Annotated in this window: 11 protein-coding genes and 1 pseudogene; 5 read left to right on the top strand and 7 right to left on the bottom strand. The window is 72.7% G+C overall.

The window, feature by feature from the left end:
- Window positions 1-33 precede the first annotated feature (33 nt).
- The 4 genes from ABEB03_RS17860 to ABEB03_RS17845 form a co-directional block, all read right to left on the bottom strand.
- Complete coding sequence (locus ABEB03_RS17860; protein ID WP_345649459.1) at window positions 34-1,509, bottom strand: amino acid adenylation domain-containing protein; 1,476 nt, start codon at window positions 1,507-1,509, stop codon at window positions 34-36.
- Window positions 1,506-2,645 (bottom strand): acyl-CoA dehydrogenase family protein, encoded by a 1,140-nt coding sequence (locus ABEB03_RS17855; RefSeq protein ID WP_345649457.1) that lies wholly within the window; start codon window positions 2,643-2,645, stop codon window positions 1,506-1,508. Before ABEB03_RS17855 ends, ABEB03_RS17860 begins: the two co-directional genes overlap by 4 nt.
- A gap of 51 nt (window positions 2,646-2,696) precedes the next feature.
- Complete coding sequence (locus ABEB03_RS17850; protein WP_345649454.1) at window positions 2,697-4,112, bottom strand: citrate/2-methylcitrate synthase; 1,416 nt, start codon at window positions 4,110-4,112, stop codon at window positions 2,697-2,699.
- A 210-nt stretch (window positions 4,113-4,322) separates the two neighbouring features.
- Complete coding sequence (locus tag ABEB03_RS17845) at window positions 4,323-5,657, bottom strand: cation:proton antiporter (protein WP_345649451.1); 1,335 nt, start codon at window positions 5,655-5,657, stop codon at window positions 4,323-4,325.
- Between the two features lie 262 nt (window positions 5,658-5,919).
- On the opposite strand from ABEB03_RS17845, the gene ccrA reads away from it, so the two are divergent.
- From ccrA to ABEB03_RS17820, 5 genes are all read left to right on the top strand, one after another.
- Entirely contained in the window at window positions 5,920-7,299 is a 1,380-nt protein-coding gene (gene ccrA, locus ABEB03_RS17840; RefSeq protein WP_345649448.1) for a crotonyl-CoA carboxylase/reductase, read from the top strand.
- Window positions 7,296-9,011: a 3-hydroxyacyl-CoA dehydrogenase family protein gene (locus ABEB03_RS17835; protein ID WP_345649445.1), complete on the top strand. Its 1,716-nt coding sequence runs from the start codon at window positions 7,296-7,298 to the stop codon at window positions 9,009-9,011. The genes ccrA and ABEB03_RS17835 overlap by 4 nt, the downstream gene beginning before the upstream one ends.
- A gap of 24 nt (window positions 9,012-9,035) precedes the next feature.
- Entirely contained in the window at window positions 9,036-9,200 is a 165-nt protein-coding gene (locus ABEB03_RS17830) for a hypothetical protein (protein ID WP_345649442.1), read from the top strand.
- An 80-nt stretch (window positions 9,201-9,280) separates the two neighbouring features.
- The gene (locus ABEB03_RS17825) at window positions 9,281-10,645 is read left to right on the top strand and encodes a glutamate-5-semialdehyde dehydrogenase (RefSeq protein WP_425589260.1); all 1,365 of its coding nucleotides are present in this window, start codon (window positions 9,281-9,283) and stop codon (window positions 10,643-10,645) included.
- A gap of 16 nt (window positions 10,646-10,661) precedes the next feature.
- A complete protein-coding gene (locus ABEB03_RS17820) occupies window positions 10,662-10,826 on the top strand; it encodes a hypothetical protein (protein WP_158690555.1) in 165 nt (54 codons plus the stop codon).
- A gap of 397 nt (window positions 10,827-11,223) precedes the next feature.
- Here ABEB03_RS17820 and proB read toward each other — a convergent pair whose 3' ends face one another.
- The 3 genes and pseudogenes from proB to ABEB03_RS17805 form a co-directional block, all read right to left on the bottom strand.
- Window positions 11,224-12,417 (bottom strand): glutamate 5-kinase, encoded by a 1,194-nt coding sequence (gene proB, locus ABEB03_RS17815; protein WP_345649565.1) that lies wholly within the window; start codon window positions 12,415-12,417, stop codon window positions 11,224-11,226.
- Between the two features lie 38 nt (window positions 12,418-12,455).
- Window positions 12,456-13,454: an alpha/beta fold hydrolase gene (locus tag ABEB03_RS17810; protein ID WP_345649433.1), complete on the bottom strand. Its 999-nt coding sequence runs from the start codon at window positions 13,452-13,454 to the stop codon at window positions 12,456-12,458.
- A 302-nt stretch (window positions 13,455-13,756) separates the two neighbouring features.
- Window positions 13,757-14,011: pseudogene (locus ABEB03_RS17805) on the bottom strand (WhiB family transcriptional regulator); the annotation flags it as partial.
- Window positions 14,012-14,259 lie beyond the last annotated feature (248 nt).

The following is a 14,259-nucleotide window of genomic DNA, read 5'->3' as shown; positions in this document are numbered from 1 at the left end:
CGTCGGACGGTGCCGGTCGTCGGGCATCGGGAATCACCGGGCGTCGAGCGAGGTGATCTGCCTGAGCAGTGCCTGACGGTCCGTCTTGCCGTTGCCGGTCAGCGGAAGTTCGGGCAGCGAGTGCACGGCGTCGACCACCATGTACAGCGGCAGCCGGTCGGCGCAGTCGCGCTTGATCTCCAGGAGGCCGGGTCCCTGCGGCCCCTCCGGCACCACCACCGCGTGGATCTTCGCGTCCAGGCCCTCGCCCACCACGATGCACGCCGCGGAGGCGACCTTGGGGTTGGCGGCGACGACGGCCTCGATGTCGCCGAGCTCGATGCGGTGCCCGCGCACCTTGACCATGTGATCGCGGCGGCCCACGTACTCCAGCATGCCGTCGGGCCCCATCCGGCCGATGTCGCCGGTGAAGTACGGGCCCTTCTGCGGCTCCTGGCCCCAGTAGCCGAGCATGACCGTCGGACCGCTGACCACGATCTCGCCCTCGCGCTCGCGCGGCGGGTGGAGCCGGATGCGGTCGCCGCTGACGGCGGTGCCGATGGGCAGCGGCCGGGTGCTGCCCAGGTCGCGGTCGGTGACCTCGTAACTGGTGCAGACGTTCGTCTCGGTCGGCCCGTACCAGTTCAGCATCCGCACGTCCGGCCACGCCTTGCGCAGCTCGTGGACCTGCTGGACGGGGAACGGCTCCCCGGCGAAGACGCACACCCGCAGGTCCTGCGGCGGCTCGCCGGTGAGCAGTTCGCCGCGCTGCATCATCAGGACGAGCGCGGACGGCACCGAGTACCAGACGGTGATCCTCTCGCGGCGCAGCAGCGCGCCGAGCTGGGCCGGGTCGTAGGCGAGGCCCTCGGGCACCAGGACCACGGACGCGCCCGCCAGGAAGGTGGCGTACAGGTCGAAGACCGACAGGTCGAAGTTGAACGGCGCGTGGTTGGAGAGCCGGTCGTCGGCGGTCACGCCGACCTCGCCGGCGGCCCATTCGACGAACGAGAGGGCGTTGCGGTGGCTGATGCAGACGCCCTTGGGGTCGCCGGTGGAGCCCGAGGTGTACAGGATGTACGCGGGCTCGTCGGGCTCGTTCTCGTAGGGCGGCGGAGCGTCCTCGGGCGGTGCCTCCGCACGCACCTCGGCGAAGGAGGCGATCGGCAGGGCCTCGTCCCAGCCGGAGTCCGCCGCGCGGCGGATCCCGTCCGCGTCGGCCACCACCAGGGCCGGGGTGCAGCCCTCCGCGATCCGCCGGACCCGGGCGGCCGGGTTGTTGGCGCTGACCGGCGCGTAGATCGCGCCGATGCGCAGCGCGCCCTGCATGAGGGCGATGGCGTCGAGGGTCTTGTGGGTCCACAGCACGACGCGGTCGCCGGGGCGTACCCCACGACGGTGCAGTGCCGCCGCGTACCGGTCGGCGAGGTCGTCCAGCTCGCGGTAGCTGAACACCCCCTGGGAGGAGCGTACGGCCGGGGCGTCCGGGGCGCGCCGGGCCGAGTCGATGACGAGCTGGTGGAGCCTCACAGTCCTATCTCCTTCACTATCAACTGACGCTGGATGTCCGAGGTTCCGGAGAAGATCGTGCTGGGCACGGCGTCGCGCAGGGCGGCCTCGATGCCCTCCTCGCGCAGATAGCCGCGGCCGCCGAAGACCCGGACCGCGTCGGCGGCGGAGGCCAGGACGCCCTCGGACACGGCCAGCTTCGACAGGGCGATGTGCAGCACGGACGGGTCCTTCCGGTCCATCGACCAGCAGGCGCGGTACAGCAGCAGCCGGGCGCTCTCCAGGCGCACCTTCATGTCGGCGATCCGGTTGGACACCGACTGGAAGTCGCCGATCCTGCGGCCGAACTGGCGGCGTTCGCGGGCGTGCGTGACGCACTGGTCGAGGAGCCGGTCGAGCAGGCCGATGTACAGGGCGAAGAGGCAGGCGCGTTCCCAGCCCATGGAGTGCTGGAAGATCGCCGCGCCGGCGCCGGCGCCGCCGAGCACCTGCTCCTCGGGCACGAAGCAGTCCTCGAAGGTGACCGGACCGGCGGGGCAGGAGTGCATGCCCATCTTCTCGTAGGGCTTGCCGACGACGACGCCGGGCGTGTCCCGGTCGACGACCAGACCCGTGACACCGAGGAATCCGGCCTTGGGGTTGACCGTCGCGTACGTGACGAACACGTCGGCGGCCGGTCCGTTGGAGACGAAGCTCTTCGTGCCGTTGAGGACGAACCCGCCGTCGGTGGGGGTCGCGGTCATCGCGAGCCGCGAGGAGTCGGATCCGGCCTCCGGTTCCGTCATCGCGTTCCCCGCGATCAGCCGGCCGGCGGCCAGCTTGGGCAGCAGCCGACGGCGTACGGCGTCGCTGCCGAACCGCTCGATCGGTACGGCGCAGGCGAAGGTGTGCGCCGCCGCGCCGAACACCAGGCCGGTGTCCGCGCAGCCGCGGCCCACGGCCTCGACGACGCGAGCGGTGTCGAGCGCGCCGAGCCCCTGCCCGCCGAACTCCTCGGGCAGACAGGACCCGAGCATGCCGATCTCACCGAGCCGGAGCCAGTCCTTGCGGGTGTAGAAGCCGTGGCCCGCGCCGGGCGGCGTGGGGAAGGCCGCCCGCGTCGCCTCCAGTACCTCGTCGTAGCGGGCCTGTTGGCCCTCGTTCCAGCCGAACTCCACATCTTCTCCTGGGGTACGGGGAAGGGGGCGCCCTCCCTCATCGGATGCTGGTCAGTTCTGCTCGGGGGAGTGACGCAGGTTGCGCGGGCCCACGTAGCGCAGCCGTGGATGGATGCGTCCCTGGCGGGCGCGCTGCTCCTCGACGTGGGCGAGCCAGCCGGGGACCCGGGCCGCCGCGAACATCGGGACGAACAGGTCGGCGGGCATGCCCAGCAGGTGGTAGATCGCGGCCGCGTAGCAGTCGACGGTCAGATAGGGGCGGGGCCCCTTGGACGGGTGGGCCGCGGCCCGTACGGCGTCCAGGACCCGCAGGAGGCGGTCGCTGCCGGGGCCCGCGTTGAAGCGCCGGGCGGCGTCGCGCAGCGGCCTGACCCGGGGGTCCTCCTCGGCGGGCGCGACGGGCCGGGTACGGGTGGCGGACGCCTGGTCGGCCCGCCCGCGCAGATAGGCGGCGGCGGTGTCCGGGCTGCTGTCCTCGCGGGCGAGGTCGATCACCTGGTGGGCGGCGCCGCCGTGCAGCGGCCCGGTGAAGGTGGCGAGCGCGACGGTGATGGTGGCGAAGGTGTCGGCGCCGGTGCCGGCCGCGACACGGGCCGCGAACGCCGAGGCGTTGCAGCCGTGTTCGGCCTGGAGGATCAGGCAGAGGTCCACCAGCCGTACCCGCTCCGGGTCGTGCGGCAGTCCGAGCATGTAGAGGATGTTCTCGGCGTGCGACAGCTCGGGCGCCGGTTTCGGCAGCCGCCGTCCGGCGCGGGCCGCCTGCTGGGTCGCGAAGATCGTCGGAATGCGGGCGACCAGGCGCTCGCGCAGGTCGATGTGGGCGGCCGGGTCGGCGTTCGCCTCCGCGGCGACGCCGAGCGCGGGGACCGCGGTGCGCAGCACCGACGAGGTGCTGGAGCTGGCGTTGAGCACCAGGTTCGTGGCGACCATGGGCGGCAGTTCACGGGCGGCGGCGAGCCGGGCCCTGAAGGCGCTCAGCTCCTCGGCGTCGGGCAGCCAGCCGCGGATCAGCAGGTGCACGACCTCCTCGAAGGTGACCCGGCCGATCAGTTCCTCGATGGGGTAGCCCCGGTAGGCGAGCCTGCCGCGGACCGGGTCGACCTCGGAGATGCCCGTCTCACCGACGACCACGTCGGAGATGTCGGTGAGCTCCTGCACGACGGCCGGTGGCACGGGGCCGGGCAGGGCGGGTGCGATGGCGGAGGCGTCCGGCGGGGCCTTGACGTACGAGAGTTCGGCGAGCCGGTCGTCGTAGAAGGCGCGCAACTGGCCGACCGAGTCGATGTGCTCGATGAGGTGGTCGTCGAGAGTGGTGCCCAACTCGTGCTCCAGGTGGACCTGGAGTTCCACGGCGGTGAGGTCGTCCCAGCTGGCCACGGCGCGGAGCTGCATCTCGTCGCCGATGAACTCCGACGGCATGTCGAAGACGCGGGAAAGAGTGCTGATGACGGGGTGCACCTGGGCCATCTCCTTGTCTGTGCGTCGCCTCTCCTGCGGGTGCCGAGCGACGAAGGGGGGTGGTGTCGCGCGTGGCGGCCGTGCCGGCCGTCGGCTCCGGGGACGGGCAGGGCGCCGGTCCCCGGGCAGGGCCGGGCGCGGGCAGGGCGGAGCCTGCCCGGGAACCGGGCGCGCGGAGCCCGACCGGCGGGGCGGCCCGGTGGTCCGGACCGCGCCCGGTCATCCGGCCAGGTCGGATGCCTGCTCGTCGGCCGGACCGGGGATCCGGACGAGCGGGGAGGTCTTGGCCGGGCTGGCGATGAGGTCCATCCGGGAACGGGGGAGGACGAAGGGGAGGAGGGGGCCGGTCATGGCCGTGGTGATCAGCGCCATGAGGACCATCTCGGTGAACAGGGTCTGGTCGAGCACACCCAGACTGAGCCCGACGCCGAGGATGATCAGTTCGGTCAGACCCCGGGTGTTCATCAGGACGCCGACGCCCGTCGACTCCCGCCAGGTGAGGCCGAAGGACTTGGCCGGCAGTCCGGCTCCGAACAGTTTGCCGAGGATGGCGGCGGCGAGGATGAGACCGAGCTCGCCCCAGGCGGTGAGCGACATGCCGGCGACGTCGACGGAGAGTCCGGTGACGATGAAGTAGACGGGCAGCATGAGTTCACCGGCGTGCTGGATGGGGCGGAGCATCTTCTCCTCCAGCAGCGCCGTGGGCCTGCGCGGCATGACCAGGCCGAAGGCGAAGGCGCCGAAGATGGGGTGGATGCCGATCTTCGACGTCGTGTACGCGGACAGCAGTACGCCGGCCGTGACCAGGGTCGCCAGATACAGCCCGGTGCCGCGACGGGACATCCAGGCGACGGCCCGGGCGAGCAGCGGGCGGACGACGGCGATCATCACGACGCCGTAGCCGGCGGACATCCAGAGGGTGTCGGTGAATCCGGAGGGGCCGGAGGCGGTGACGATGGCGACGACCCCGGCCAGTAGGCACCAGGCGAGGACGTCGCCGAAGGCCGCGCTGGTCAGTGCGAGCGCCCCGATCTTCGTGCGGCTGAGGTTGTTGTCCTTCAGGATGCGGGCGAGCACCGGGAACGCGGTGATCGACATGCTGACGCCCAGATAGAGGGCGAACGAACTGAAGGGCACCTTCTCGCCGTTGACGTGCGAGTGGTTGTGGTAGATCAGCGCGGCGACTCCGAGGCCGAGCAGCATCGGGGCGAGGATGCTGCCCGCGGTCACCCCGGCGACGGAGCTCTTCCTGCGCCGCATCGTCGTCCAGTCGAGCTCCCAGCCCACGGTGAACATGAAGAGGAGCAGGCCGATCTGGGCGACCATCGAGAGTAACGGCCGTACCTCGTCGGGGAACAGACGGTCCGTCGGGTTCCCGGGCAGCAGTCCCAGCAGGCTGGGGCCCAGCAGGATGCCCGCGGTGATCTCGCCGATCACCGCGGGCTGGCGTATGCGTCGTGCCGCATGTGCGAGGGCCGTACCCGCGATCAGGATGACGGCGATGCCGGCGATGGCGGTGGCTTGCAGTGCTTCGGCGGCGTGCGGATGCGTCACGGCATGTCCTCCGGCATCGGAAATGGTCTCGTTTTGAACTTAATTCACTGCCCGTTGAACTCAACTGCTGATGAGTTTTGCATGCGGCGCGGTGCCCACACAAGGGGCGTCGACGGGATGTCCGTCCCGAAGTCAAGAGCCGTGCCGGGCAAAGGGGTCGGGGCTTGCCCGGGTCTCCGCTTCGTGCAAAACTCCCTACTTGTTGAGTTCACTAGTTGTTGAGTTCTTGTCGAGTGTGAACCGCGGAAGGTGGTGCCTGACCATGCGCGAACTGGTGGAGGTGATCGAGTCCCCGGACTCGGCGCCGGCCGATCTGGCGGCCCTGGGAGTCCCCGAGTCCTTCCGGGCGGCCGTCCTCCACAAGGAGGAGGCCGGCATGTTCGAGGGAGTGGAACTGCGCGACCGGCGCCCCGCCGACTCCATCCACATCCAGGACGTGCCGACCCCCGCCCCGGGCCCGGGTGAGGTGCTGGTGGCCGTCATGGCCAGCGCCGTGAACTACAACACCGTCTGGAGCGCCCTGTTCTCGCCGGTCCCCACCTTCGCCTTCCTGGAGCGCTACGCGCGCCTCGGCGGTCTCGCCGCCCGGCACGACCAGCCGTACCACGTCATCGGCTCCGACCTCGCCGGTGTGGTCCTCAAGTGCGGACCCGGAGTTCGGCGTTGGAGCACCGGGGACCGCGTCGTCGCGCACTGCGTGTCCGTCGAACTGGAGGACGCCGAGGGCCACGGCGACCCCATGCTCGACCCCGAGCAGCGGATCTGGGGCTTCGAGACCAACTACGGAGGACTCGCCGAACTCGCCCTCGTCAAGGCCACCCAGCTGCTCCCGAAGGCCGAACACCTCACCTGGGAGGAGGCGGCCTCGCCCGGCCTCGTCAACTCCACCGCCTACCGACAGCTCGTCACCCCGAACGGCGCCGGCATGAAGCAGGGCGACAACGTCCTCGTCTGGGGCGCTGTCGGCGGCCTCGGTTCGTACGCCACCCAGCTCGCCCTGGCCGGCGGCGCCCACCCCATCTGCGTGGTCTCCTCCCCAGAAAAGGCCGCCCTCGCCCGGGACATGGGCGCCGAACTGATCATCGACCGCAAGGAGGAGGACTACCGCTTCTGGCGGGACCCGCACACCCAGGACCCGAAGGAGTGGAAGCGCTTCGGCCGGCGCATCCGCGAACTGACCGGCGGCGAGGACGTCGACATCGTCTTCGAGCACCCCGGCCGCGAGACTTTCGGCGCCTCGGTCTACGTCACCCGCAAGGGCGGCACCATCGTCACCTGCGCGTCCACCGCCGGCTACACCCACGAGTACGACAACCGCTACCTGTGGATGAGCCTCAAGCGGATCATCGGCTCGCACTGTGCCAACTACCGCGAGGCCTGGGAGGCCAACCGGCTCGTCACCAAGGGCAGGATCCATCCCACGCTGTCCCGGACGTACGCGCTCGACGAGGTGGCCCGGGCCGTCCAGTCCATCCACCGCAACGAGCACCAGGGCAAGGTCGGAGTGCGCTGCCTCGCCCCCGCCGAGGGACTCGGCGTCACGGCCCCCGAATTCCGCGCACTCCACGAGAGTGCCATCAACCGCTTCCGCACCCCTCGGCCCGGTACCACGGCGCCCGTACTGACTGAGGTCGCGGCATGAGCGCCCGGCACGACACCCTCGGCGTCGTCGGCCTCGGCACCATCGGCGGCGCGATCGCCGCCCGGGCCGCCGCGGCCGGCCACCCCGTCCTCGTCCTCGACCCCGGTGCGCGCACGAAGGAGCGGCTGTCGCGGCTCCTCGACGCGACCCCCGAGGCACGCGGACGCATCCGTCTCGTCGACCGCTGGGACGAACTCGCACCCGCCGCCACGGTGCTGGAGGCGGTGCCCGAGCGCCGCGACACCAAGGCCGAGGTGCTGCGCGCCCTCGACCGGGTCTGCCCGCCCGGGACCGTGCTGGCCAGCACCGCCGCGGCCCTCTCGCTCACCGACCTCGCGGCGGCCTCCGGACGTCCCGGACGGCTCGTCGGCCTCCACCTCGCCCTGCCGACCGCCGGCCTCGCCGAGATCGGCCGCACGGTGATGACCGACGACAGCGCCCTCACCCGGGTCCACGACCTCGTCGACGGCATCGGCCTGGGCCGGGTCACCGTGGGCGACCGGCCCGGCTTCATCTCCACCGCGCTCCTGTTCGGCTTCCTCAACCAGGCCGTCACGATGTACGACCAGCGGCTCGCCGGCCGCGACGACATCGACGCGGCGATGCGCCACGGCTGCGGACTGCCCCTCGGACCGCTCGAACTCCTCGACCTCATCGGCACGGACACCGCCTGCGACGTCCTGGACGTCCTGTCCGCCCGCTCGGCCGAGCCGTCGCTGCAGCCCGCCCGCAGACTGCGGCACATGGCACTGGCGGGTCTGCTCGGCCGCAAGTCCGGACGTGGATTCTACGACTACCGGCAACCCGCCGACGCCGTGGACGCCGCCGCACCGCCCGCACCCGTCGGCCCGCCCGCGGGCCACGTCCTGCGCACCGTCGGCGTCGTCGGCACCGGCACCATGGCCACCGGCATCGCCGAGGTCTTCGCCAAGAGCGGGATCGCCACCGTGCTCGTCGGCCGCACCGACGCACGTGCCAGGACCGCCCTGGAGGCCATCGCCGCCTCGACGGCACGGGCCGTGCGCCGCGGAAAGCTGACCGAGGCCGAGAGGCAGGCCGCCCTGGAGCGGCTGACGCCCGTCGGCGACCGGACCCGGCTGGCCGACTGCGACCTCGTCGTCGAGGCCGTCGCCGAGGACCTGGAGGTCAAGAAGCAGCTCTTCGCCGAACTGGGCCGGCTCTGCCGGCCGGGCGCCCTGCTCGCCACCACCACCTCCAGCCTTCCCGTGATCGAGTGCGGTCTGGCCTCCGGACGCCCCGAGGACGTGATCGGGCTGCACTTCTTCAACCCCGCACCCCTCATGCGCCTCGTCGAGGTGATCCCGTCGCTGGAGACGGCGCCCCGACACGTCGACGCGGCACGGGAGTTGTGCGGCCGGCTCGGCAAGCATCCGGTCCAGTGCATGGACCGGCCCGGCTTCATCGTCAACGCGCTGCTGTTCCCCTATCTCAACGGCGCGGTGCGGCTGACGGAGAGTCACTACGCGACCGCCGACGAGATAGACGAGGTGATGAAGCGGGGTTGCGGCTATCCGCTCGGCCCCTTCGAACTGCTCGACATCATCGGCCTGGACATCTCGCTGAGCATCCAGCGGGTCCTGCACGACGCCGACCGGCACCCCCGGACCCTTCCCGCACCCCTGCTGGGGCACCTGGTGGCCGCCGGCCGCGCGGGTCGCAAGTCCGGCGCCGGATTCCGGGTCTATGGCTGACGCCCCGCCCCGAGGAGGAAACACATGACGAGCCAGGACTCCGACCGCAGCGTCGCCGACGCGCTCGGATGGGCCATGCTGGCCGAACTGACCGGCTGCGCAGACGTGGCCTGGGCCCTCGGTGGCCCCGCGCCCGGCGAACCCGCGGCCACCGCCGACACCGCGGCACAGGACGGAGCGGAACGGTGACCGCCGTCGGCACCGGGGGAGTCACCGCTACGACGGATCCGGACCCGGCGACCGGGGACGCGACGCCGAGCACGACGGCCCTGGGCGCGACGGGGCAGGACACGACGCCCCCGGGTACGCGGACGCAGGGCACGACGACGCAGGACACGACGCCCCCGGGCACGACAAGCCCGGGTGCGGCCACCGTCCGTGGGGCGGCCGTGGCCGCCCGCGCCGCCGCCACCCGGCTGGCCACCACCACGGGAGCGGAGCGGAACGCCGCGCTCACCGCCGTCGCCCGCGGGCTGACCTCGCGGGCCCCGTGGATCCTCGCCGCGAACCGGCAGGACGTGCGGGAGGCCGGCGACGCAGGGCGGTCCGCGACCGTGCTGGACCGCCTCACGATCACCGAACGGCAGCTCGCCGGCCTCGCGCGGACGGCGGACGCACTGGCGGCCGAGCCCGACCCCGTCGGCGGGACCGCGAGCGGCTCCGTCATGCCCAACGGCCTGGAGGTACGGCGCGTACGGGTCCCCCTCGGAGTCGTCGGCATGATCTACGAGGGGCGCCCGAACGTGACCGTCGACGCCGCGCTGCTCTGCCTCAAGAGCGGCAACGCGGCCCTCCTGCGCGGCTCTTCCACGGCCCGGCACACCAACGCGGCCCTGGTGCACGCCATGCGGGAAGCCCTCGCCGACACCGCCGTGCCCGCCGACGCCGTCCAGCTCGTGCCCGGCACGACCCACGACAGCGTCCGCGAACTCATGTCGCTGCGCGGCCTGGTGGACGTCCTCGTGCCGCGCGGCGGCCACGACCTCATCCAGGCCACCGTGCGCGACTCCGCGGTTCCGGTCATCGAGACGGGCGTGGGCAACTGCCATGTGTACGTGGACGAACACGCCGACCTCGACAAGGCCCTGGCGATCCTGCTCGACGCCAAGACGCAGCGGCCCTCCGTCTGCAACGCCGCCGAGTCGCTGCTCGTCCACGAGAAGGTCGCACCGGCCTTCCTGCCCCGGGCGCTGTCCGCACTCGCGGACCACGGAGTGACCGTGCACGGCGACGAACGAGTACGGTCCCTCCACCCGTCGGTGGTGGCCGCCACCGAGGAGGACTGGGGGCGCGAATACCTCTCCCTGGACCTCGCCGCCGCCGTCGTCGGTTCCCTCGACGCGGCCGTCCGCCACATCCGGCGCCACGGCAGCGGACACACCGAGGCGATCGTCACGGACTCGCACAGCGCCGCGCGCCGCTTCGTCGCGGCCCTGGACACGGCGGTCGTCGCGGTCAACGCCTCCACGCGCTTCGCCGACGGCGGCGAGATCGGGCTCGGTACCGAACTCGGCATCTCCACACAGAAGTTGCACGCGCGCGGCCCGATGGGGCTGACCGCGCTGACCACCACCAAGTACGTCCTCGTGGGCGACGGGCACATCCGGGGCGGAGCCGCCGCCCCGCTGCCCTAGATCGGGAGGTCCGGTCATGTACGTACGCATCATCACCGCGACGGAACCCGCGGGCCGGCTGCTCTACGAGGAGCAGCCGCGCCGGGAACGGCACGTGCTGCCGGCGCCACGGCCGAGGCTGGTGCTCGCCGGGGTCGACGACGACCCGGCCGAGTTCCACATCGTGCGCGGCATCGACTAGGCCCCGCGCGGGGTGTCGCGCCCGCGCCCGCCTCCGGACCGGGAGGCGGGCGCGACACCTGTGTGTCCGGCCGGGGAGGGCGGTGGTCACCCCGAGAGGGGCGACCACCGCCCTCTCCGCCGTGCACCGGCGCTCGGACCTTCAACGGAGGTGTGCGGCCGATGACTTGGACTCGGGACTCCGCCCCGCGCGGGAGCGTCGAGAGGACACTCCCGCACCGGCCGCCGGACGCACGGCCGGGGCGCGCGTGTGCCGCGCACCGTGCACGACGGGGTGGCGCCGGGGCAGGCACACGTGTGCGGGGCGGCTCGGCGGCCGATGCGGTCGAGTGTGTTCCTCGCGCGGTACCTGCTCGGCTGCCGTGCGGACGACGACACGTGTGCGCGTGACGGGCTGCTCAGTCGCCGGGGCGGTCCGGCGCGGTGCCCGCGCGGGCGTACTCCGCCGCAGTCCGGATACGGACACGCACGCGGGCCGGCGCGGGCGCAGGTGCCCCGTCGCCGGACGGCGCGGGCCGTACCAGCGGCACCAGGTCGTCCTGATGGACGACCTCACGCGTGGAACGGCCCTGGAGCCGGGGCAGTTCGCGGGCGTCCAGGCCGGCCAGCCCGCGGGCCACCACCCGCCCGTTCTCGTCCAGCAGCTCGACCGGGTCGCCGGCCACGAAGTCCCCGTCGGCGTGCGTCACGCCGTCGGCGAGCAGTGGCCCGCGGCGCTGGAGGACGGCCCGGGCCGCGGGCGGGGTGAGCCGCACCGTGCCGCGCGGGCTGCTCGCGTGCTCCAGCCAGAGCAGATGGTCGGCGGACCGCTCCCCGGTGCGGTGGAAGAACGTGCCGGTCTCGCGTCCGGCGAGTGCGTCCGCGGCGTGCCGCGCGGCGGTGAGGACGACGGGGATCCCCGCGTCGGTGGCGATGCGGGCCGCCTCCACCTTGGTCACCATGCCTCCGGTGCCGACGCCCGAGCTGCCCGCGCTGCCGATCTCCACGCCCACGAGGTCCTGGCCGCCGCGGATCTCCCGCAGGCGCCGTGACCCGGGCCTGCGGGGGTCGCCGTCGTACAGGCCGTCGACGTCGGAGAGCAGGACCAGCAGGTCGGCGCGGACGAGATGGGCGACGAGCGCGGCCAGCCGGTCGTTGTCGCCGAACCTGATCTCCGCGGTGGCCACGGTGTCGTTCTCGTTGACGACCGGAACGGCACCCATGGCGAGCACCTGGGCCAGCGCGCGGTACGCGTTGCGGTAGTGCGCGCGGCGGCTGATGTCGTCGGCGGTCAGCAGGACCTGGCCGACGCGCAGCCCGTGGCGGGCGAAGGAGGCGGTGTAGCGGGCGACCAGCAGGCCCTGGCCGACACAGGCCGCCGCCTGCTGCCTGGCCAGGTCCCGGGGCCGCTCGGTGAGGCCGAGCGGGGCGAGTCCCGCGGCGATCGCGCCCGAGGACACGAGGACGACCTCGGTGTCGGTCGTCCGCGACCGCGAGAGGACGTCCACCAGGGCGTCGACCCGGTCGGAGTCGAGGCCTCCGGAGGCGGTGGTGAGCGAGGAGGAGCCCACTTTGACGACGATGCGACGAGCCGTCAGAACATCGGTGCGCAGGGCGGGTTCACCTGTCGGGCCGGAGCGCGGAGGGCGGTTCACCGGGCGCCCGCGGCGGACAGGGCGAGCTCTGCCGGCCGGCTCCGGGACATCTCGCGCAGCAGTGCGTGCACGGTCTCCACGACGAGCACGGGCCGTTCGTACGGCAGGTCGTGCCCCTGCCCCGGCACGGTCTGCAGCACCGCTCCCGGTATGTCCGCGGCGAGCCGTCGCGCCTGGGCGGGCGGGGTGACACAGTCCAGGGCGCCGACCAGGATGCGCACGGGCACCCGGGCCAGCGCGCCGAGGCGGCCCGCGCAGTCGTGGGTGGTCAGGGCGGCGTAGAACTCGGCGATGGCCATCGCGGGGATGTCCCGGAAGGCGCGGGCTCCCTCGCGGACCGTCTCGGTGTGCGGCCCGGCTCCCAGCGCCGCCCGCCACAGGGGCGCGGAACTGGGGTGCGACAGCGGCCCGGTGAGCAGCCGGTGCACGGTCCTGGCCGAGCGCGGTGAACGCATCAGCCCGTCCGCGAGCCGCTGCCGGGCCCGGGTGAGCCGGCGCACGGCCGCCCCGGGCCGGTCGGCCGGGACGGTGAGGCCCTCGGCCACCTCGTTCAGGCAGGTGGAGACCAGGCCCACCGCGGTCACCCGCGCCCCGAACAGGGCGGGTTGCCGGGCGGCCAGCTGCTGGATGGCCATGCCGCCCATGGAGTGGCCGAGGACCACGACGCCGGAGTCGTCCCGGACGGTCTCCTCGATCACACGGCCGAGGTCCCGGCCGAGGAGCGCCATGTCGAGCACGGCGCCGCCGCGCGTCGAACGGCCGTGGCCGCGCTGGTCGTAGCTGATCGCGCGTACCGCCGGGAAACCCTGGCGGGGCCGGGTCAGTGCGTCGATGTGCGGCCGCCAGTCCCGGGCGGACGTCGTCCAGCCGTGGCACAGCAGGACGGTGACGGGCGCGTGGGGATCGCCGTGCGCGTAGACGGCGATCTCGGCGCCGTCGTCGGTGGTGACCGGTCCGGCCAGGTGGCGGGGTCCGTCGAGGGCGAGGGCGGTCATGACGCCCCGCCATGGCCGGTGGCGAGAGCCCCGGTCCTGCGTGTACGCGGCCTGTGGGCAGCGGGGCCCGCGGCGCGCTCCTCGGGAAACCGAACGTACACGGACGCCGACTCGGCCGTGCGCCAGGCCTGTTGGACCTGGCCGAAGGTCAGTCCCAGCGCGCCGGCGATCCGCCGGGGACTCCAGCCGCGGCGCCGCAGGAACCACACGTACGCCGGTCGCTGTCGTGGGTGCGTCTCGATGCGCCGGCCGCCGTTCGCGAGGAACGCCGCCAGTTCGGAGCTGATCGTGCCGAGGGTGGCGGCGACGCGGAGCAGTTCGCGGCGTTCGCGGACGTTGAGTCCGCCCCAGATGCCGGTGCTCTCGCCGTTGCGGAGCGCCTCGTCCAGGCACTGCCGGGCCACGGGGCAGGCGGCGCACCATTGTTTGGCGAGGCTCTCCCGGTCCTCGTCCGTGCCGCCGGCGGGTGGGAAGAAGGTCTCGGGGTCGGTGTCACGGCAGGCCGCGCGCTCCACCCAGGGGTCGATGTCCGCGCGGTGGTGCGCCGGTGCGTGCATGGCGGTCAGCCCTTCCTCGTTGTGGGCGGGGACGGTGGGCACGGAACCGAGAGTAAACTCAACGCGTAATGATTTCAATGGTTGTTGATATCTGGCCTGAAGTCATGTGCTCCGAGGGGGTGGAAGAGGGGGAAAGTTGAAGGTGGGACGGTCTTCCTGTGGATTCCACGCTTGTTGAAATAGGGGCTTGCTGGCATCAACTCGGCTGGCGTACGGTCACGTTGGCTTCACCCGCCGGGCCCACCGCA

The sequence above is a fragment of the Streptomyces siamensis genome, assembly GCF_039543605.1.
Classification (GTDB): domain Bacteria; phylum Actinomycetota; class Actinomycetes; order Streptomycetales; family Streptomycetaceae; genus Streptomyces; species Streptomyces siamensis.
The sequence above is the reverse complement of the archived record's forward strand: the minus strand, read 5'-3'. Positions and strand labels throughout refer to the sequence as shown.

What these genes read in the sequence shown, in the direction of transcription:
- ABEB03_RS17820 (WP_158690555.1), top strand. Translation starts at nt 10,662, where the DNA reads ATGTACGTACGCATCATCACCGCGACGGAACCCGCGGGCCGGCTGCTC.
- ccrA (WP_345649448.1), top strand. Translation starts at nt 5,920, where the DNA reads ATGCGCGAACTGGTGGAGGTGATCGAGTCCCCGGACTCGGCGCCGGCC.
- ABEB03_RS17830 (WP_345649442.1), top strand. Translation starts at nt 9,036, where the DNA reads ATGACGAGCCAGGACTCCGACCGCAGCGTCGCCGACGCGCTCGGATGG.
- ABEB03_RS17835 (WP_345649445.1), top strand. Translation starts at nt 7,296, where the DNA reads ATGAGCGCCCGGCACGACACCCTCGGCGTCGTCGGCCTCGGCACCATC.
- ABEB03_RS17810 (WP_345649433.1), bottom strand. Translation starts at nt 13,454, where the DNA reads ATGACCGCCCTCGCCCTCGACGGACCCCGCCACCTGGCCGGACCGGTC.
- ABEB03_RS17850 (WP_345649454.1), bottom strand. Translation starts at nt 4,112, where the DNA reads ATGGCCCAGGTGCACCCCGTCATCAGCACTCTTTCCCGCGTCTTCGAC.